General features: G+C 50.4%; 17 protein-coding genes. 7 read left to right on the top strand and 10 right to left on the bottom strand.

Going from position 1 to position 17,225, the window contains the following annotated elements; all coding sequences use genetic code 11:
- The 4 genes from HMPREF9439_RS11175 to HMPREF9439_RS11160 form a co-directional block, all read right to left on the bottom strand.
- On the bottom strand, positions 1–751 hold a 751-nt coding region (locus HMPREF9439_RS11175), incomplete at its 3' end, for a deoxyguanosinetriphosphate triphosphohydrolase (RefSeq protein WP_040603650.1).
- Positions 748–1,830 (bottom strand): 3-dehydroquinate synthase, encoded by a 1,083-nt coding sequence (gene aroB, locus HMPREF9439_RS11170; protein ID WP_008864941.1) that lies wholly within the window; start codon positions 1,828–1,830, stop codon positions 748–750. The genes HMPREF9439_RS11175 and aroB, both read right to left, overlap by 4 nt.
- On the bottom strand, positions 1,827–2,375 hold the full coding sequence (locus HMPREF9439_RS11165; RefSeq protein WP_008810477.1) for a shikimate kinase: 549 nt from the start codon (positions 2,373–2,375) through the stop codon (positions 1,827–1,829). Before HMPREF9439_RS11165 ends, aroB begins: the two co-directional genes overlap by 4 nt.
- Before the next feature lie 78 nt (positions 2,376–2,453).
- Positions 2,454–2,882, bottom strand: a complete 429-nt coding sequence (locus HMPREF9439_RS11160) for an EamA family transporter (RefSeq protein WP_008810476.1) — start codon at positions 2,880–2,882, stop codon at positions 2,454–2,456.
- Between the two features lie 174 nt (positions 2,883–3,056).
- Here HMPREF9439_RS11160 and HMPREF9439_RS11155 point away from each other — a divergent pair, with 174 nt between their 5' ends.
- From HMPREF9439_RS11155 to HMPREF9439_RS11145, 3 genes are all read left to right on the top strand, one after another.
- The gene (locus HMPREF9439_RS11155) at positions 3,057–3,773 is read left to right on the top strand and encodes an AzlC family ABC transporter permease (protein WP_008864940.1); all 717 of its coding nucleotides are present in this window, start codon (positions 3,057–3,059) and stop codon (positions 3,771–3,773) included.
- A complete protein-coding gene (locus tag HMPREF9439_RS11150) occupies positions 3,766–4,095 on the top strand; it encodes a branched-chain amino acid transporter permease (RefSeq protein WP_008864939.1) in 330 nt (109 codons plus the stop codon). The genes HMPREF9439_RS11155 and HMPREF9439_RS11150 overlap by 8 nt, the downstream gene beginning before the upstream one ends.
- Positions 4,096–4,228: 133 nt before the next feature.
- Positions 4,229–6,640: a penicillin-binding protein 1A gene (locus tag HMPREF9439_RS11145; RefSeq protein WP_008864938.1), complete on the top strand. Its 2,412-nt coding sequence runs from the start codon at positions 4,229–4,231 to the stop codon at positions 6,638–6,640.
- A gap of 115 nt (positions 6,641–6,755) precedes the next feature.
- Here HMPREF9439_RS11145 and HMPREF9439_RS11140 read toward each other — a convergent pair whose 3' ends face one another.
- Both HMPREF9439_RS11140 and HMPREF9439_RS11135 read right to left on the bottom strand, forming a co-directional pair.
- Positions 6,756–8,018, bottom strand: a complete 1,263-nt coding sequence (locus HMPREF9439_RS11140; protein ID WP_008810472.1) for an ammonium transporter — start codon at positions 8,016–8,018, stop codon at positions 6,756–6,758.
- A complete protein-coding gene (locus HMPREF9439_RS11135; RefSeq protein ID WP_008810471.1) occupies positions 8,015–8,353 on the bottom strand; it encodes a P-II family nitrogen regulator in 339 nt (112 codons plus the stop codon). Before HMPREF9439_RS11135 ends, HMPREF9439_RS11140 begins: the two co-directional genes overlap by 4 nt.
- A gap of 316 nt (positions 8,354–8,669) precedes the next feature.
- On the opposite strand from HMPREF9439_RS11135, the gene HMPREF9439_RS11130 reads away from it, so the two are divergent.
- Positions 8,670–9,377 (top strand): dihydrofolate reductase family protein, encoded by a 708-nt coding sequence (locus HMPREF9439_RS11130; protein WP_008810470.1) that lies wholly within the window; start codon positions 8,670–8,672, stop codon positions 9,375–9,377.
- Between the two features lie 85 nt (positions 9,378–9,462).
- Here the strand turns inward: HMPREF9439_RS11130 and HMPREF9439_RS11125 are convergent, their stop codons facing one another.
- Positions 9,463–10,428, bottom strand: a complete 966-nt coding sequence (locus HMPREF9439_RS11125) for an NAD(P)-dependent oxidoreductase (RefSeq protein ID WP_008864936.1) — start codon at positions 10,426–10,428, stop codon at positions 9,463–9,465.
- A gap of 19 nt (positions 10,429–10,447) precedes the next feature.
- Positions 10,448–10,915, bottom strand: a complete 468-nt coding sequence (locus HMPREF9439_RS11120; protein ID WP_008810467.1) for a MerR family transcriptional regulator — start codon at positions 10,913–10,915, stop codon at positions 10,448–10,450.
- A gap of 498 nt (positions 10,916–11,413) precedes the next feature.
- Between HMPREF9439_RS11120 and HMPREF9439_RS11115 the strand changes: the two genes are divergently transcribed.
- Together HMPREF9439_RS11115 and HMPREF9439_RS11110 are read left to right on the top strand one after the other, a co-directional pair.
- Positions 11,414–12,034 (top strand): hypothetical protein, encoded by a 621-nt coding sequence (locus HMPREF9439_RS11115; protein WP_050789292.1) that lies wholly within the window; start codon positions 11,414–11,416, stop codon positions 12,032–12,034.
- 213 nt (positions 12,035–12,247) lie between these two features.
- Complete coding sequence (locus HMPREF9439_RS11110) at positions 12,248–13,708, top strand: flavocytochrome c (RefSeq protein ID WP_008864933.1); 1,461 nt, start codon at positions 12,248–12,250, stop codon at positions 13,706–13,708.
- A gap of 100 nt (positions 13,709–13,808) precedes the next feature.
- Here the strand turns inward: HMPREF9439_RS11110 and HMPREF9439_RS11105 are convergent, their stop codons facing one another.
- Together HMPREF9439_RS11105 and HMPREF9439_RS11100 are read right to left on the bottom strand one after the other, a co-directional pair.
- On the bottom strand, positions 13,809–14,612 hold the full coding sequence (locus HMPREF9439_RS11105) for a 2,3-bisphosphoglycerate-dependent phosphoglycerate mutase (RefSeq protein ID WP_008864932.1): 804 nt from the start codon (positions 14,610–14,612) through the stop codon (positions 13,809–13,811).
- 87 nt (positions 14,613–14,699) lie between these two features.
- Positions 14,700–15,392, bottom strand: coding sequence for a hypothetical protein (locus tag HMPREF9439_RS11100; protein WP_008864931.1), 693 nt, complete (start codon positions 15,390–15,392; stop codon positions 14,700–14,702).
- Between the two features lie 424 nt (positions 15,393–15,816).
- Here HMPREF9439_RS11100 and HMPREF9439_RS11095 point away from each other — a divergent pair.
- On the top strand, positions 15,817–17,225 hold a 1,409-nt coding region (locus HMPREF9439_RS11095), incomplete at its 3' end, for an IS1634 family transposase (RefSeq protein ID WP_008864929.1).

Here is a 17,225-nt window from a genome sequence, read left to right as displayed (position 1 = left end):
GCCGCCTCACCACTTCCTTTTGCTTGCGGCGCTCCTGAATATCCGGATATTCCGCATCGACTTGCGCATGGTATTCGGCGTACAGCGGAACGTTTTCGACGAGGTCTTTTTCATCGAGGTAGCCAACGCGCAGGCCGTCATCGATATCGTGCGTGCTGTAGGCAATCGCATCGGCAATATTGACGAGCTGCGCTTCAAGAGAAGGCTGCTCGCCTTTCAAGAAACGTTCGCCTAAAGCGCCGAGGCGCAGGGCGTTTTCCCGGCTGCAGTGCTTCAGAATCCCTTCTCGGGTCTCCCACGTCAGATTCAGTCCGTCAAAGTTCGGATACTGATCCTCCAGCAGGTCGACGATTCGCAGCGACTGAAGGTTGTGTTCAAATCCGCCGTGATCAGCCATGCAGCGATCCAGCGCCGTTTGGCCGGAGTGGCCGAAGGGCGTGTGACCGAGATCATGCGCCAGTGCAATGGCTTCCGTTAAATCGGGATTGATCTTCAAAAGCGTCGCGGTTGTGCGGGCAATCTGAGCCACTTCCAGCGTATGCGTCAGGCGCGTGCGGAAGAGATCTCCTTCGTGATTTACAAAGACCTGCGTCTTGTATTCCAGTCTGCGGAAAGCGGAACTATGGATGATGCGGTCGCGGTCACGCTGAAACTCGGTACGCGACGTACTGCTCTTTTCCTCAATCGCTCGCCCTCGAGAGTTTGCAGAACTACAGGCGTAATCCGCCAGTTCAAAACCTTCCGTAATCATGGCTCATATCCTTCTTCCAGAAGGGCTTCCTTGATCAGGCCTTCGGGAACCTCTTCGATCACCGTTGTTCCGATCGCGACCGGCAGAATAAAGTGGGGAACGCCTTTGGTGCTCTTTTTATCACCTTTCATCGCCTCAATCGCTTTTGAGGCACTGATGCCGGCAATGCGGACTGGCAGTCCTGCTCGATGGATCAAATCTTGAATCCGCTTAACATCCCCACAGTTGATTTTGCCCTGCTTTTCAGCGGTCACTGCCGCCAAAACGGTGCCCACAGCCACCGCTTCACCGTGCAGCCACGTGCCGTAACCGGTGAGCTTTTCAATGGCGTGACCGAATGTGTGACCGAGATTCAGTTTGGCGCGTTCGCCCTTTTCTTTTTCATCTCGGGAGACGACGCCGGCCTTAATCTCGCAGGATCGTCCGACCACTTTGGCCACCGTCTCGGGGTCGAGCGCCCTTAACTTCTCCATGTCACGCTCGAGCTCTTCGAAATAAGTTTTATCTGCTAAGACACCGTGCTTAATAATTTCCGCAATGCCGGCGCCGATTTCTCTTTCCGGCAGAGTACGCAAAAAGTCGGAGTCGGCAATCACGGCTTCGGGCTGGTGAAAAGTGCCGACTAAGTTTTTTCCTGCCGTCATATTCATACCGGTTTTTCCACCGACGGAAGAGTCCACCATCGCCAGTAGTGTTGTCGGAACCTGAATAAAGCGGATACCGCGCATATAAATTGCGGCCGCAAAGCCGGCGAGGTCTCCGACCACGCCGCCTCCGAGTGCAATTACCACTGACTTGCGATCTGCCCCCATCGAGGCAAGTTTTTCAAGAATTGCCGAGACACTGCCCCAGTCTTTATAAGCCTCGCCGTCAGGCAGGACGACCGATTCCGTGCGGCACATCCCATTGCAAAGATCGGTAGCCTTTTTTAGATAGAGCGAACCAACCGTAATATTGGTGGCGATGAGACAGCTGGAAGGGTTGAGTCGTTTCAATTCCGCCGGGAGCTCTTTGATCACGCCGGACCCTAACTTAATGGTGTAGGAGTGGCCGGGAACTTTGACTTGTACTTCTTTCATTCTTGTTCTTTAACGAGTTGGTGTTGATGGATGCTGTTGAGGAGTTCTTGGGCCGCGCGTGCTGCCTTCATTCCATCCGTCTCATAGGAGATATCGGCAACTTCCTCGTACAAAGGTCCTCTTTCCTGCAGCAGACGGCAAATCTTCTCCATCGGATCCGCGCATTGGAGCAAAGGCCTATCAGTGCCCTGAGTGCGCCGGAAACATTCTTCAGGACTGACTTTAAGGTGAACTGCGACAGCCGGAGACGCTTTCAGTATTTCTCGGTTTTCTTCACGGGTCACAACTCCGCCGCCGGTGGCAACGACCATATCGGATGCTTTCGCATATTCCTGCAGAAGGCGGGTTTCCCGGCACCTGAAGCCGGCTTCACCTTCCGTCTCGAAAATGTGAGGAATTGAGACTCCGCAGCGCTCTTCCAGCTCTCGGTCGAGATCGACGAATTTCGTCCCCATTAATGCAGCCAGCGCTTTGCCGATCGTCGACTTCCCGGCGCCCATCATTCCGACGAGAAATATCGTTCGGTTCGGAGGTTGTACTGCCATATAGCTCCTTTGCTTTACTCAGCTGCGAATGTTCTAAATTTTAGCAACGCGCTTTCAATCCTGAGGATCAATCGCTGATCATTTGATCAGGAAAAACAAACCGATACAGCAAATGACGACGCCGAGTAATTTCCGTCCGGTAATCGGTTCGCCGTAAAACAAGAATCCTATGAACAGCAAAAGGATGGCAAGAGCGATATTAGTCACCAAAGAAGCCGTGTTGATTTTCCATCCGGCACGATACGTAAGGATGTAGCCGACTTCTAAGGCTACCACTGCCAAACCGAGCGTCGGCGCCGTCCAATTGAGTTTCGAGAGTTCCAGAGAAACGGCCTCTCTCGACTGAGAAAAGATAAAGACCGAAATGCAAACCGCCGCGGCTGTTAAGTAAGTCACGCACAGCGAGAGGAAAGGATTCGCCTGCTCAGGCGTGGACTTAGTACAGATGTTGTAGAAACAGTTTGCCAGCGTGATCAGCGCAATCGGCCAGAATAAATTCCAAAACATAGTGTTCTCAGGCTTTCTTCGGTTCCTCTTATTAATCTAAGGTGCGAGGGCCTCATTCTGCGAACTTACGCCTAGGATCGTGCGTTTTTTCCAGCGTTTCGTTCAATCAAAGTTTTTGCTCACTAAAATGGATTTCTACAAGAAGAATTAGTACGTTAAATCCTAAAAATAGAAATGCAGCTTCAAAGTTCCCTAGTGAAAAACGCCTTTACTGCCTCTATCCCGGTGTGTATGGGTTACATTCCGCTTGGCATCGTGTTCGGCTTCCTTTGCGTTCAAGCCGGAGCTTCGTGGTGGATTCCGCCGATCAGCTCGGTCCTGATTTACGGAGGAGCGGTCCAATACATGATGATTCCGATGCTGGCGGCAGACATGTCGGTTGCTTCCATCGCCTTTGCGACCGCTGTCGTCAACCTTCGACATGTTTTCTACGGTCTCTCTTTATTAGATCGTCTTCATTCCGCCGGTTGGAAAAAATGGCTGATTGCCTTTTTGCTGACCGATGAGACTTACTCGCTTATTACAACAGAGAAGAAAGACGCGCCCATCGACCGCCTGGTTCTGATCGCGCTCTTCGATTATTCATGGTGGATTCTCGGAAGTCTGATCGGCGGCTTGCTCGGCGCGGCCGCTACGATTGAACTGGCCGGTTTCGACTTTGTTCTCACGAGTCTTTTTGCGATGCTTCTCTGCGAACAGTGGCGCGGACGTGTCAACTCTAAACCGCTCTGGGTTGCCTTGATCGGCTATGCCGTCGCTCGCTTTATTAGTGCCGACAATGCACTGGCGATCGCCATTGCCATCTGTGCATTAGGCGCCATCCTTTTTGCCTTCCAAAAAAAACCGCTTCCTAAAGTCGCCCGCTCCGCCGGAGGTTCAAGTCATGAATGATTACGTGTATCTCTTTACAGTGTTCATCGCCATGGGCGCAGTAACCGCAGCCGAGCGCCTTCTCCCGTTTGCCTGCTCCTCCTGGCTGCGCAAACAGCGGTGGGTCGGTGTCGTTGGCGACTTCCTGCCGCTTGCCATTATGGTTCTTTTGGTTTTGCACGCTTCGACCAGTTCGGCACTCGCCAGAGGCGGCCTTCCTGTCCCCGAAGCTGCAGGCGTCTTCCTTACTTTGATTGTCCAATGGTTTGTTAAAAAACCGCTTCTCTCGATCTTTGCCGGAACAACTGTTTACGTGATTTTGGTCAATAGTCTCTTCGCCTAAGGGCGGTCAGCCGCTACAGTTTGTAACAGTCAGGATTGCGCCCTCATCCGATAAGAGATTGATGAGCGGCGCACTCCTTCGTCCCTAAAAGGTAAAATTAGGCGCTCATACAAACAATTAACGTGAGAATATTGTGGCTGATACCAAGAAAACAACGCCGGCTCGTTCCGCCGACAAATCTCCGAAGAAAGCCCCTGCGCCTCGTAAAGGAGGAAGCAGGCTGTGGGGCTTCTTCAAGGGCTTCGTCGCAACCTGCATTGCCCTCGCTTTGGCCGGCGTCGGTTTAGCGCTTTTTGTCTTCGCCCTCGTTTACTCTCAGCTCCCTCCGATTGACACTGTCGTCGACTACAAGCCGAAGGTTCCGATGCGTGTGTGGACCGCGGACGGCAAACTCATTGCCGAGTTCGGCGAAGAACGCCGCGACTTCGTCACGATTAATGAAATCCCGCCGCTCGTCAAAGAAGCTTTGATTTCTGCAGAAGACGACGGCTTCTACCAGCACGCCGGTATCGAGCCCAAAGGCTTCATTCGTGCTGCGCTGAATAACTTAGCCACGGGCAGAAAGAGCCAGGGCGCCTCCACTATTACGATGCAGGTCGCCCGCAACTTCTTCCTCTCCAGCGAACGAAGCTACATTCGTAAACTCTACGAAGTCGCCATGGCTTTCAAGATCGAAGCGAACCTCAGTAAAGATGAGATTCTTCAGATCTACATGAACCAGATCTTCCTCGGCAACCGTGCTTATGGTTTTGCTGCAGCTGCCCGCACTTACTACGGCAAAAGCCTTCAGCAGCTGACGGCCGGAGAAGTTGCCACTCTGGCAGGTCTTCCAGCCGCGCCCTCGGTTTACAACCCGTTCGCAAGTCCCAAACGCGCCAAGATGCGTCGAGACTATGTGCTCGGCCGCATGAGAGATTTGGGCTATATCTCCGAAGCTGAGTATCAAAAAGAAGTGAATGCTCCGATTCAGACGCGTCTGACCCGTGTTGCCGAACAAGTCGGCACGCCGACCCGCATGAACGAGTCTCTTCATGCCGAGTACGTTGCCGAACTCGTTCGCACGTTAATGTTTGATATCTTCCAGCAGGAAACCTACACCCGCGGTCTGAACGTCTACACCACGATTAATTCGGAAGACCAGGGCTACGCTTACAAAGCTCTCAGAAGCCACCTGCAGTCTTACGACCACAGCCAAGGCTATCGCGGTCCAGAGGCAAAAGTCGATATCAGCGATCCCAAGACACGAGAACAAAACATTTCCAACGCGCTTCAGGAAGCTTTGATTGCCACCGATATGCCGGCGGTTGTCGCCTTAGAAGTCTCGCCGACGGAAGTTAAAGTTCAGATGTCTCACGGCAAAGTCATTTCCATTACGGGCAAAGGCCTGGATTTCGTAAAGAGAGCTCTCCAGCCGAAAGCTAAGGCCGATATCAAGATCGTCCCGGGATCCGTGCTGAGACTTCAGAGCAACAAGGAAGGCTACTGGGAAATCACCCAAATTCCTCAGGCTGAGGCCGCTTTTATTGCGACAGAGTACAACACCGGCGCCATCAAAGCAATGGTCGGCGGCTATGACTTCGCCCTGAATAAATTTAATCACGTCACTCAAGCGTGGCGTCAGCCGGGCTCGTCCTTTAAGCCTTTTATTTATTCAGCTGCGATCGAGAAAGGATTTTCTCCGCAGACAGTCATCAATGACGCTCCGATCGTCTTGGATCCGTCTGAAACCGGCTTTAAGAAGTGGAATCCGAAAAACTTCTCCGGCAAGTTCAGCGGCCCGATCATGATGAAGGACGCCTTGAAGAAATCGCTAAACCTCGTTTCAATTCGAATTCTTCAGGCGATCACGCCTCGCTATGCAGTGGACTTCATCCAGCGTTTCGGCTTTGACTCGGATAAACATCCGCCGCATTTGTCTATGGCCCTCGGTGCCGGATCCGTTACTCCGTGGCAGATGGTGGAAGGCTTCTCCGTTTTTGCCAATATCGGCCGAAGAACCGAGCCGTACTTAATTTCTAAGGTCACCGATGCTTCCGGCAAAGTTCTGATGCAGTCAACCGCAGAAGCAGAAAAAGTCGCCGGAGTTGAGGCGCTTGACCCGCGCAACGCATACATCATGCATCAGATGCTGCACGGTGTCGCCACTTCCGGTACGGCAGCTCGCGCAACCGCTTCGCTTAAACGTACCGACATCGCCGGCAAGACCGGTACCAGTAACGATGCGTTTGACGTTTGGTTTGTCGGGTACGCCGGAGATCAATGCGCAGCCGTCTGGATGGGCTTTGACCAGCCCCGCAGCTTAGGCCGCAGAGCGCAGGGCGCCGGTTTAGCGCTTCCGGTTTGGATTGATTACATGAGAGACGCCATCAAGAACGAACCTAACGTTGTTCGCAAAGCGCCTCCGGGTGTGACCGAAGAAGGCGGCAATCTCTACTACACCAATCGTAAGGATGCTATTCCGAACCTGGGCCTTGATCAACCCGCCACCGATGATCCGATAGGCGCATTGATCCATGACAGCTCAGTAAGGGGTCAGATCTTCTAACCTCTTCTGTTGACGAACAAGGCTAAAGCTCTTCAACAGGAACTTCAGCCTTTCATCTCTGAACGAATCGAGGGCCTTAACGGCCCTCGATTGCGTTGAATGGTTTGCCGGTAAGTTATTCCACGCGTTCGCCGTGCAGACTTAAGTCCAGACCCATCCGTTCTTCTTCCGCAGAGACTCGGATGCCGATCATGACATCAACGAGTTTCAAGAGAACATAGGTAACGATCGATGCGTAGATCAGAGTAGCAATGACGCTTTCTGTCTGAATCCAAACCTGTTCAAGAACCGGCTTCATCGCTGAACCCGTGATCGCTTCAGAGGCAAACACACCGGTCAGGATGGCGCCCGCAATACCGCCGACGCCGTGAACGCCGAAGGCATCCAGGGAATCATCGTAGCCAAGCCAGTGCTTAAGTCGAGTGGCTCCGAAGTAGCAGATAAAGCCGCCGCATAAGCCGATGAAAAGTGCCGGTGCCGGCTCAACGAAGCCTGAGGCCGGTGTAATCGCAACCAAGCCGGCCACCGCACCGGAAATCGCGCCCAACACAGTGAAACGCTTGTTTTCTACATATTCGCAGGCCATCCAAATCAGAGCAGCAGCGGCCGCAGCAATCTGAGAAACCACAATAGCCATCACAGCACGGCCGTCAGCGGCCAAGCCGGATCCGCCGTTAAATCCGAACCAGCCGATCCACAGGAAGCAGGCACCGACCATGGCAAGAATCAGATTGTGCGGGGCCATCGCCTCTTTTCCGTAACCGATACGCTTGCCGAGCATTAAGCAGGCCACTAAACCTGCAACACCGGCGTTGATGTGAACAACAGTACCGCCGGCATAGTCCAACGCACCTGCGGCAGCTAGCCAGCCGTCCGGACCCCAAACCCAGTGACAGATCGGCACGTAGCAAAACAGAGACCAAAGCACCATGAAGAGGAACAGCGCCGAGAACTTCATGCGTTCTGCAAAGGCACCGCACATCAGGGCAGGCGTCAGAATGGCAAACGTCATCTGGAACATCATGAAGAGCATTTCAGGAATGGAACCCTGCATCGTGTTAATGCCGATGCCGTGAAGGAAAACTTTGTCAAAGCCGCCGATAAAGAAGTTGCCTTCGGTAAAAGCGAGAGAGTAACCGCAGACATACCAAACAATCGTAATCGAGCAGCAAATTGCAAAGCTCTGCATCACGACGGATAAAACATTTTTCTTTCGTACCATGCCGGCATAAAAGAGCGCGATGCCGGGAATTGTCATAAAGAGCACGAGTGTCGTTGCGACCATCATCCATGACACGTCGGCTGCGTTCATTGCACTTTCTTCCGCCGCCCATGCCGCGGGAGAAAGCAGAGCTAAAAGTAAGGCTGTGACTCTCATAATGCACCTTCCCCTGTTTCACCTGTACGAATACGAACCACTTCTTCCAACGGCATCACAAAAATCTTGCCGTCTCCGATCTTTCCTGTGTTTGCCGCATTGCGGATCGTTTCTGTCGCAATATCGATCAACCCGTCGGGGCATGCCGCCATAATTTGAACTTTCGGGAGAAAATCCACGACGTATTCCGCACCGCGGTACAGTTCCGTGTGGCCTTTTTGGCGTCCGAAACCTTTGACTTCCGTTACCGTCATTCCGGTGATACCGATTTCAGTCAGCGCTTCTCTGACTTCATCGAGCTTGAAGGGTTTAAAAACCGCAAATATGAGTTTCATAAGGGCTCCTGATTAGTTTGTTGTACGATCTCGTGGGATCTAACCATCACCATGCATAATTCGTGCCAACTTCTGAATATCTGAGCCTCAAAGATTCTCACTCTCAGGAAAGAAAAACCCTCGCCTAACCAAGCACCAATTCAGTGCACATTTGACCTAACCCCTTGCGTGAGTTAGGGCTTTTATCTGCGGTTTTTCCTCTTCACTTATGCTCCAACTTGGAGCATACTTAGAATACGGGCGCGGAGCCGCCGCATCCCACCGTACATCCCTTCGGCTCTCGCCCTCTCCACCACGTCAAAAAAGGAGACGCAAAATGAAAATTACCTGCCATATGATCATGTCCGTTGACGGTCGCCTGATTTCCAAATACTGGAGTCCTCTCTACAACGCCTCCTCCAGTGTCACAGAGGTTTATGAAGCCGCTGATGCAAAATTATCCGCAGACGGCTGGATCGTCGGACGCAAAACCATGGCCGAGTACGGCGCTGATGTCGTAGAAGAAAAAGAACCGATGGAAGGCCACAAGACCATGCAGACGAATACGTTCATCGGTAAACGCGAAGGCAGGCCGCTTGCCGTCGTATTCGATATCCAAGGCCGCCTCCACTACAAATCTCCGACCCTTCCCAGCGGCGAACATATCGTTGCCGTCCTCGGAAGCCATGTCACTCGTGCTTATCAGAAAGAACTGGAAGAAATCGGCGTTTCCTACATCATGCGTACACCCGGTTCCAAGCTTGAAGAAACACAGAGTGCCCTCAAACACCTCGAACAGGATTTCAATGTAAAACACATGCTCCTCGAAGGCGGCGCCATTACCTGCGGCAACTTCCTTCAGATGGGCTTGGTTGATGAACTGAGCATGATTGTTTACCCGGGCCTTGACGGTGAATCCGGTCATCCTTCCGTCATTGAATGCCAGGGTGTCGTTGAGCCGCTCAAGAAGAATCGTCTGGAATTAATCGACTGCGAAACCGTCGGTTCCGGCTACGTTTGGCTCCGCTATAACATTCATCGCTAATCGGCCTCAGAGTTAAGCGATTAACACTAAATAAAACCTCGGAAGATTTTCAGCCTTCCGAGGTTTTCTGTTTTTGGATAACCGGTTAGTAGCGGGTCCCCTGGACTACGACATATTTGGCGTCAATATCTTTTTTCAAATAGTTGACGAGGTTATTGGCCGCTGCGAAATTAGTTGCTTTGCTGTTCTCTGCGGTCGAAGTCGCGGAGTGCGGCGTCAGCAAGGCGTTCGAATAACGAGTCAGTACCGAATCCGTGCACGGTTCTTTCGGAAATACGTCAACTGCGCAGCCGCCCAGATGTCCGGAGGCCAACGCTTGAGCAAGCGCTTCCTCGTCAACCACCGGACCTCTGGCAATATTGATCAGAACCGAACCGGCCTTCATCTGAGCAATGCATTCCTCGTTGAAAAGATGAAACGTCTGATCCGTAAGGGGCACCGCAGCGACAACGTAATCACTTTCTTTGAGGAGCTCTTCCATCGAAACGCTTTGCACGCCGTAAGCCGCATCATCAGCCGGATTCGGATGACGACAGAAATAAATTACTTTCATCCCGAAAGGCACTGCGCGTTTTGCCACTTCTGTTCCGATGCCGCCAAAACCGATGAGCCCTAAAGTGCGGTTCTTAGCACCCGGCATTAAGCGGCTGTTCCAGCTGTGGTCATGCATATCGGCGCTTTGCAGATCAACACGCCGCGCAAAGTACAGGATATAAGCCATCACCTGTTCGGCAACCGCGCCTTCAACAAAGCCTTTGGTTCTTGTCAGTCCGATGCCTTCTTTGCGAAGTGCATCGAGATTAATCGCGTCGTAACCGATGCCGTTGCGGGAAATAAGCTTGAGGTTACTTAAACGTGTGAGAAGCTCGGGACGATAGGTTTCTGTTCCGGCAATGATCGCATTGGCGTCTTCTACCACGGGATACAGAATGTCGTCAGGCGCACCGGCGCCGATACCCAGCCTGTTGCGCAGCGCAACTTCAAAACCTTCAGACTCTAAATAGTGCTTCGCTTCTTCGCAAAAATCTTTTGTTGTAACGACGACTTTCATTTAAGCTTCGAATTAATAATTAGAACGTTTCTTCAGGACGGCAGATTCGATCGATTTTCTTCTTTATCTTGCGCAGTTTCTTGGGCATTGAAGCCGACGGCAGCTCTTCAACCGCTTCGATACTTCCCAGACGGACAGCCTGTCGGTAGACCCAGTTTTCATACTGAAGGCGCTTTAATGTTTGCTTCTGCCGCTTAAGTTCCTCTTTGAACTTGACTTCTAGGTCGCTCAGGATATCAGCGCGATCTTCCAGCGTCCTTTCTCCGGCGTGAAGGAGTTCAATAAAGTGAGATATCTCTTTAATAGACATCCCGCTTTGTTTAAGGCAGTCGATCAGAAGCAAGACTTCGCAGTCTTTTGCTTCAAATTCGCGTGCACCCGAAGCCTTTCTTTTCACGCCGGGGATGAGCCCTTCCTTTTCGTAATAGCGAAGTGCAGAGGGCGCAATATTGAATTTCTTAGCAAGTTCTCCGATGGTGTAGCTCATGATTTTATTTTTCCTAAAGTGCACTTCTTATCCCTGCATTCTACCGACCTTATGGGTTTGAACGGAACTTTACCTTCCTCTCTTGACGCTTTTTTTTGCCTCTAATTAAAAAAATAAATTTCGCTATTCCAATATTGAATAACGTAAAATTTTTATGTATACTTATTCTTGTTCTGAACGAACCGATTGCGCCACCACCGCGATATTGCACAAGCAATCTTGGTTATTCAGATTCTGGAAACCGAAACCCTCTGTTTGGGGTTGGAGTAATTGGGGTGCTCCACAAAACCTTACAGATGTTCGAAAGAAGCTTTTTGGGGAAAGCTGGCAACGGTTTTCCGAGCATGATGTTCTCCTGCTCAATGCATCAAAACACCGGCCTGTGTCCTGGCCGGTGTTTTTGTTTGTGCGTCCTGCTTCTTTTTTGAATTGATGAGTCTATCCGGCGCCTCTAGGCGATACACTAAAAAGACATCAACAAAACAACCGGAGAGGAAGATGTTGAGAAGAACATTGTTAGCAGTGTCTGCCGCGTTCTCTGCAGGAGCAGCCTTTGCAGCCGATAAAGTCGGCATTCGTCCCGAAACCGTTCCGAGTTCAGCTGAGTATCCGCGTCTTCGAGCCGGAACCCAGCTCGATCATTTATACGAGTCTATGCTTGCAAACGGATTTGGTATTAAGAATCCCAAAGCATCTTCCGATCTTCCCACCGTTGTCATCGTTTCTGATACGCAATGTCCTTGGTGCTCACGTCTTTGGAATACAACGATGCCGCTCACCGACAAGGTTAACTTTGTCTGGTATCTGGTTCCCGTTCTAAGAGATCTCAGCATTTCTCAAGCGGCCATGATTCTCTCCTCATCTAACCCTTGGGAAAAATACGGAGAACACGAACTCCACTTCAAAGACGCCGGGTTCAGAGGGTTAAATCCGGAAGGTATTCCTGTCGATCAAAAATATAGAGATGAAGTTTGGACCAATGCAAAAATCGCCCGCTGGTCCGGAGTGACATCTGTTCCGCTCGGTGTCTCCAAAAATAAGGCGGGGAAATATATTCCTATTTTCTCGGGCTCTTCTACAGAACAAATAGAAGAAGTCGTTTTTGGAAAACCTAAATAAGCGATAGATTTAGGGTTATCCTTAAATCCCAATATGAGGGAGGATGGATTGAATGTTTGTAACAGACTCCCCTCCAACTTATTGATAAAACAGTATTAAAATTAACCCGCTAATTCGGTATTTTGGATTAAGGGATGACCCTATCAAAAAAATGCAACTTATCGTAAAATCTCTCCTTGTTTGACAATTACTTGACTCATTCAGGAGAATCGAATGCAAAAAATTCTTTTGGCCTCTTTAGTCTCCGCTGCTTTTGCAATGCCTGCAGTTGCAGCTGAACAAGCCGACGTCGTCATTATCGGCTCCGGCGGTGCAGGCCTCTCTGCTGCTGTTACAGCCCATGACCTCGGCAAAAAAGTTATCGTTCTTGAAAAAATGGCTATGGTCGGCGGCAACACAAACCGTGCAGCCGGCGGTCTGAACGCAGCCGAAACAAAGCCTCAGGCTAAACTCGGAATCAAAGATTCCATCGAGTCTCACTTCAACGACACGATCAAGGGCGGCCACTATCTCAACAACCCCGACCTTGACCACAAACTCACTGACAACGCCAAGTATTCTGTCGACTTCATTAACGACCTCGGCGGCGACCTGAACGACGTCGGCATGATGGCCGGTGCTTCTCAGAAACGCGCCCACCGTCCAACAGGCGGCGGCTTCGTCGGTGCTGAAGTTGTTAGAACTCTCTACAAGGCTTCCAAAGACCGCAACATCGACATCCGTACGATGGCTGATGCTCAGAAGCTGATCGTTAAAGATGGCAAGGTTGTCGGCGTTCAGTTCAAACAGGGCAAAAAACCTGCTCAGATCGTCCACGCTAAGGCTGTTGTTATCGCTTCCGGTGGTTTCTCTGCCAACCAGGCTATGGTCGCTAAGATCGATCCGAAACTGAAAGGCTTCGCTACAACTAACCAGCCCGGCGCAACCGGTGATGGTATCATCATGGGCGAAAAGGTCGGTGCTGCTACTGTTGACATGAAACAGATTCAAACTCACCCGACAGTTGTCCCCGGCAACGGCGAAATGATCACTGAAGCTGTTCGTGGCAACGGCGCTATCCTTGTCAACAAAGAAGGCAAACGCTTCATCAACGAACTCCAGACTCGTGACGTCGTTTCTGCTGCAGAACTGAAGCAGACTGACAAAGTCGGCTACCTCTTCTTCGATAACAGCGTTCGTAAGAGCCTGAAAGCCATCGAAACATACATCAAGAAGGGTCTCGTTACTGAAGGCAAGACACCTGAAGAACTCGCTCAGAAACTCGGCATCAATGCTGACAACCTGAAGACCACTCTGACCGAATACGCCAAGTTCCAGGCTGACAAGAAAGACGCTCAGTTCGGCCGTGCCGACATGCCGCGTCCTCTGACCGAAGCTCCTTACTACGCAGTTATGGTTACTCCGGCTGTCCACCACACAATGGGCGGTCTGAGAATCAACACTGAAGCTCAGGTTCTGAACCACAAGGGCAACGTTATCCCGGGTCTCTTCGCTGCTGGTGAAGTTACCGGCGGTGTCCACGGCGGCAACCGTCTCGGCGGCAACGCTATGGCTGACATCGTGACATTCGGTCGTATCGCCGGCCGCAATGCTGCTGAGAACCCCACCGGTGTTATCATCCCGCGTGCTACACCTCCGCAGACAGCTGAAAAGCTCGCTCACGAAGCCAAGTAATTCTGAGTAGTTACTAAGACTGCAGCGCCCGTCAGAAATGACGGGCGTTTTGTTTTGTCGGACTCCTGATCCGTGAAAAATCAGAAGTATTGAGTCTGTCTTATTCTTTCTTCACCGTGGACGGCTCTAATACTTTCCTGCAGATCACGTTCATATTTTTGTCAAACTCATACAGGATTGGCTTAGTGTTTTTAATTTCCAATTTCTGAAGCGCTTTCTCATCCAAGTTCGGCTCGATCCAAGCAGACAGGGCTCTGAGGTTGGTACTGTGTCCGACCACAAGAACGGTCTTTCCGGATTTAATCGCCGGGCGCAGCTGATCTGTCCAATACGGACCGACGCGCGCAATCACATCCTTGAGACTTTCAGAGGCCGGTATGACGCGAGGATCCAGATCAGCGTAACGAGGATCCTTGACCGGTGAGCGAGCGTCTGTCACAGCCAAAGAAGGGGGCGGAACGTCAAAACTTCTTCGCCAAATCTTTACTTGATCGTCACCGACTTCTTTAGCAACATCTTCACGTTTCTTGCCTTCGAGATCTCCGTAGCAGCGTTCGTTCAAGCGCCAGAATTTTTGAAGCGGAACCCATTGAGCAGACATGCCTTTTTGAGCCAGCTGAGCAGTTTCAATCGCACGATTCAGCTTGGAGGTGTGAACTTCATCGAAATTGACGCCGGCTCCTTTCATAATCTCGCCTGCCTTAACGGCTCCGGCTCGACCTTTATCCGTCAGGTCGATGTCCGACCATCCGGTGAAGCGTTTTTCAAGATTCCACTGGCTCTCTCCGTGCCTGAGGAGTACCAGTTTATAAGCAGCTTCTTCCGCCTGCGCAGCAGGAACAGAGATCAAAAAAGCGGAAGAAAGAAGTGAGGCGGTAACTGCGGTCAAGAAAAGTCTTTTCATTGTTTGCCCTTGGGTTGATTGAGTTATGAGAATATTCTAGTTACTTCAACCAACGGACTCGATTGGCAACTTCCCGCTGGTAGGAGGCTACTCCCATCTAATCTTGACTTGAACCGGCTCCGTGTAAGGCTTTATGACTTGATCGACGGTCCTTTTTTCCCCAGACGGCAGTTCAATGGGTGCGTGAATCGCCTTATCCAAACGCCACGGTATCGCAAAGAAGGGATGTTCGACAAAGCCGGGTGCCATATTGATTACCGCTTCCGACAGCTCGGCAGTGATCCCAGGCTTCCCGATCAACGTATCAGCCATGACGTTTTCTCGGATAGGCGTATTAGCCAAAATTTCGGAATCCATGACCTTCCTGCCCATAGCTCCGCGCATGGTGGGAAAAGAGAACCAGGAATTGATGCGATGATAGTCCCGACCGGCCGGCGCATAGACAATATACGGAAGATCGGCAATGGCACCTAGCGCTACCAGCCAATCCTTCAACCTTATGTTGTCTTGTCGTCTAATGCGTCTGTCGAAAACAAAAAGGGCCTTCCCGCCGTCCTTAAGGTCGATAGAGATGTAGCCGAAGCGAAGTGCATTGACCTTGAGCCTGATATCTCTGGCTAAATCATGATTAACGTCATCCTGACTCGCATTCGGGAAATAAAGCAAACCCGTCGGACAATGCTCCCAGAGATAGCGCAAACGATTAAAGCCAAATTCTTTCCGAGGAACGTTAACTTCTCCTCTCCAGCTGCTATCTTCGACAACGTATCTGACCGCCATATCCTGCTCCTGAAATCAGTTCTCTGAAACTGAATTCTCATCATCTGCGATGCTAAAAATTTACGACCTCTTTCTTACCGCCTTATTATTCTTGAACCTTTTGTCGGCTCGGCGGCCCTCCTTAACACGCGCCGAACCTAGAAAAGCTGAGATATCTCTTCCTTCGAGTCCCTTGTAGAAATCTGAAGAAAAATCTATCTTCAAGACTTAATTTAGACCTTTGTACGTCAAATTTTGTCGCGGTCAAGATATGAAAAGCTTTCAAAACAAGTCATGTTCACTCAATAAGGCAACGTAAGAAGGAACTGAGATTTTGCGTTTCTAGATCTTCATTATTTTAAAAATTCTCAATAAAACATAAAGTTAATGTTGAAGTTGAGGATTTTTTGCGCTAAACTAGATCATTATATATGGAGATCTATCAATGGCAAATCCGAAGCTTCCTCCGATTCTGATTAACAAGGCAGGTTCCGTTTATTACGTTTACACCTATAAAAACGTTTGGGATAGAGAACTCAAGCGAAGCAAAAGAGGTGAATCCAAAAAGATTGGGACAATCCTTGGCGGACAAAAGGACGGAAAAATTCGTTTTGATGAAGCTTTCCTTCAAGAACATCCTGAATTTCGGAACTATCAGGTTGAGAGGAAAGGAAAAGATTATGTCTTTACTCAGATCTCCGAAGAAGGCATCACTCTTGAACAGGCTCGCAACATAAAGAAGCTTTACGCCGGTGCTACTTGGGCCTTAGATCAGATCGTTGCCGACTCTCCTGTCGGAGAGTTCTTAAAGGAGTGCTTCCCAAGGAACAAAGACTATAAAAAGATCCTTTCCTTAGCATACTTTTTAATCCTTAATCAGAACAACAACGTTAGCTTCTATGAAAGCTTTGCAGAGACGACGAGACTGCCGTATCCGCGGCCGCTGAGCCCCTCGGCAGTAACTCGCCTCTTCCAGAGGATAGAGCTGCGCGATGTCCGGCGTTACTTCCTGCTGATGCGCAGTTATCTTCAAGAAGACGAAGACAATAAGATCATTCTTGCCCTGGACTCGACCTCAATCTCTTCTTACTCCACGCGCTTAACTCATATTGAATACGGCAAGAACAAAGACGACGATGCGCTGCCGCAGCTAAATGTTCTCTTCTTGGTAGACCAGAAGTCCGGACTTCCGATTTTTTATCGCTTTTATGACGGGAATGTTCCTGATGTCAGCACCATTCGTCATACGATTGCCGATCAGGCCCTTCTAAACATGAAGAGCGTCGTTCTGGTTGCTGACAAAGGCTATAACAGCGTAAAAAACATCAACGACTGTCTGATCAATAAAGTTGAGTTTATTTTTAATGTCCGTCTAGGAACGAAAGGCTGTCTGGCCAGAGAACTCATAGACGAACATAGAAAGGAGTTTGCAGACCTCAACAGCGGCGATCCTTACGTCAGAAAGAACATCGCCACGGCAAAGGTGAATTGGAAATACGATCCGCGGCCGGTAGAGGGGAAACCGGCATCAAACTCTGCGACAGCCGAGCTTTATTGCCACATGTTCTACGATCCCGTCATCTATCAGGAGGCAGCCAATAAGCTCACGGAATCGCTTCTCACCATTAAAAAGAAACTTCTTGAAAATGAAGCCCTGACCGAGCAGGAGGAAGAGCTGAAAGAAAAATTCTTCCGAAACGATAAAGAAAAAGGCTTGATTATTGTTAATCGCCGAGTAGACGACTACTTGAAGTACAAGGGATTTAGAGTTTTAGTCTCAGACTCGGAGAAGGATCCGGTTAAGGCCTGGACGGCTTATGCCGACCGCTGGCGCGTAGAAGACGCCTTTGCAAC

The sequence above is a fragment of the Parasutterella excrementihominis YIT 11859 genome, from assembly GCF_000205025.1.
Classification (GTDB): domain Bacteria; phylum Pseudomonadota; class Gammaproteobacteria; order Burkholderiales; family Burkholderiaceae_F; genus Parasutterella; species Parasutterella excrementihominis.
Note: the sequence above shows the minus strand (reverse complement) of the source record. Positions and strands in the feature narration are given on the sequence as shown.

What these genes read in the sequence shown, in the direction of transcription:
- HMPREF9439_RS11160 (WP_008810476.1), bottom strand. Translation starts at nt 2,882, where the DNA reads ATGTTTTGGAATTTATTCTGGCCGATTGCGCTGATCACGCTGGCAAAC.
- HMPREF9439_RS11165 (WP_008810477.1), bottom strand. Translation starts at nt 2,375, where the DNA reads ATGGCAGTACAACCTCCGAACCGAACGATATTTCTCGTCGGAATGATG.
- HMPREF9439_RS11105 (WP_008864932.1), bottom strand. Translation starts at nt 14,612, where the DNA reads ATGAAAAGACTTTTCTTGACCGCAGTTACCGCCTCACTTCTTTCTTCC.
- HMPREF9439_RS11115 (WP_050789292.1), top strand. Translation starts at nt 11,414, where the DNA reads ATGTTGAGAAGAACATTGTTAGCAGTGTCTGCCGCGTTCTCTGCAGGA.
- HMPREF9439_RS11110 (WP_008864933.1), top strand. Translation starts at nt 12,248, where the DNA reads ATGCAAAAAATTCTTTTGGCCTCTTTAGTCTCCGCTGCTTTTGCAATG.
- HMPREF9439_RS11125 (WP_008864936.1), bottom strand. Translation starts at nt 10,428, where the DNA reads ATGAAAGTCGTCGTTACAACAAAAGATTTTTGCGAAGAAGCGAAGCAC.
- HMPREF9439_RS11140 (WP_008810472.1), bottom strand. Translation starts at nt 8,018, where the DNA reads ATGAGAGTCACAGCCTTACTTTTAGCTCTGCTTTCTCCCGCGGCATGG.
- HMPREF9439_RS11100 (WP_008864931.1), bottom strand. Translation starts at nt 15,392, where the DNA reads ATGGCGGTCAGATACGTTGTCGAAGATAGCAGCTGGAGAGGAGAAGTT.
- HMPREF9439_RS11155 (WP_008864940.1), top strand. Translation starts at nt 3,057, where the DNA reads ATGCAGCTTCAAAGTTCCCTAGTGAAAAACGCCTTTACTGCCTCTATC.
- aroB (WP_008864941.1), bottom strand. Translation starts at nt 1,830, where the DNA reads ATGAAAGAAGTACAAGTCAAAGTTCCCGGCCACTCCTACACCATTAAG.
- HMPREF9439_RS11135 (WP_008810471.1), bottom strand. Translation starts at nt 8,353, where the DNA reads ATGAAACTCATATTTGCGGTTTTTAAACCCTTCAAGCTCGATGAAGTC.
- HMPREF9439_RS11120 (WP_008810467.1), bottom strand. Translation starts at nt 10,915, where the DNA reads ATGAGCTACACCATCGGAGAACTTGCTAAGAAATTCAATATTGCGCCC.
- HMPREF9439_RS11150 (WP_008864939.1), top strand. Translation starts at nt 3,766, where the DNA reads ATGAATGATTACGTGTATCTCTTTACAGTGTTCATCGCCATGGGCGCA.
- HMPREF9439_RS11130 (WP_008810470.1), top strand. Translation starts at nt 8,670, where the DNA reads ATGAAAATTACCTGCCATATGATCATGTCCGTTGACGGTCGCCTGATT.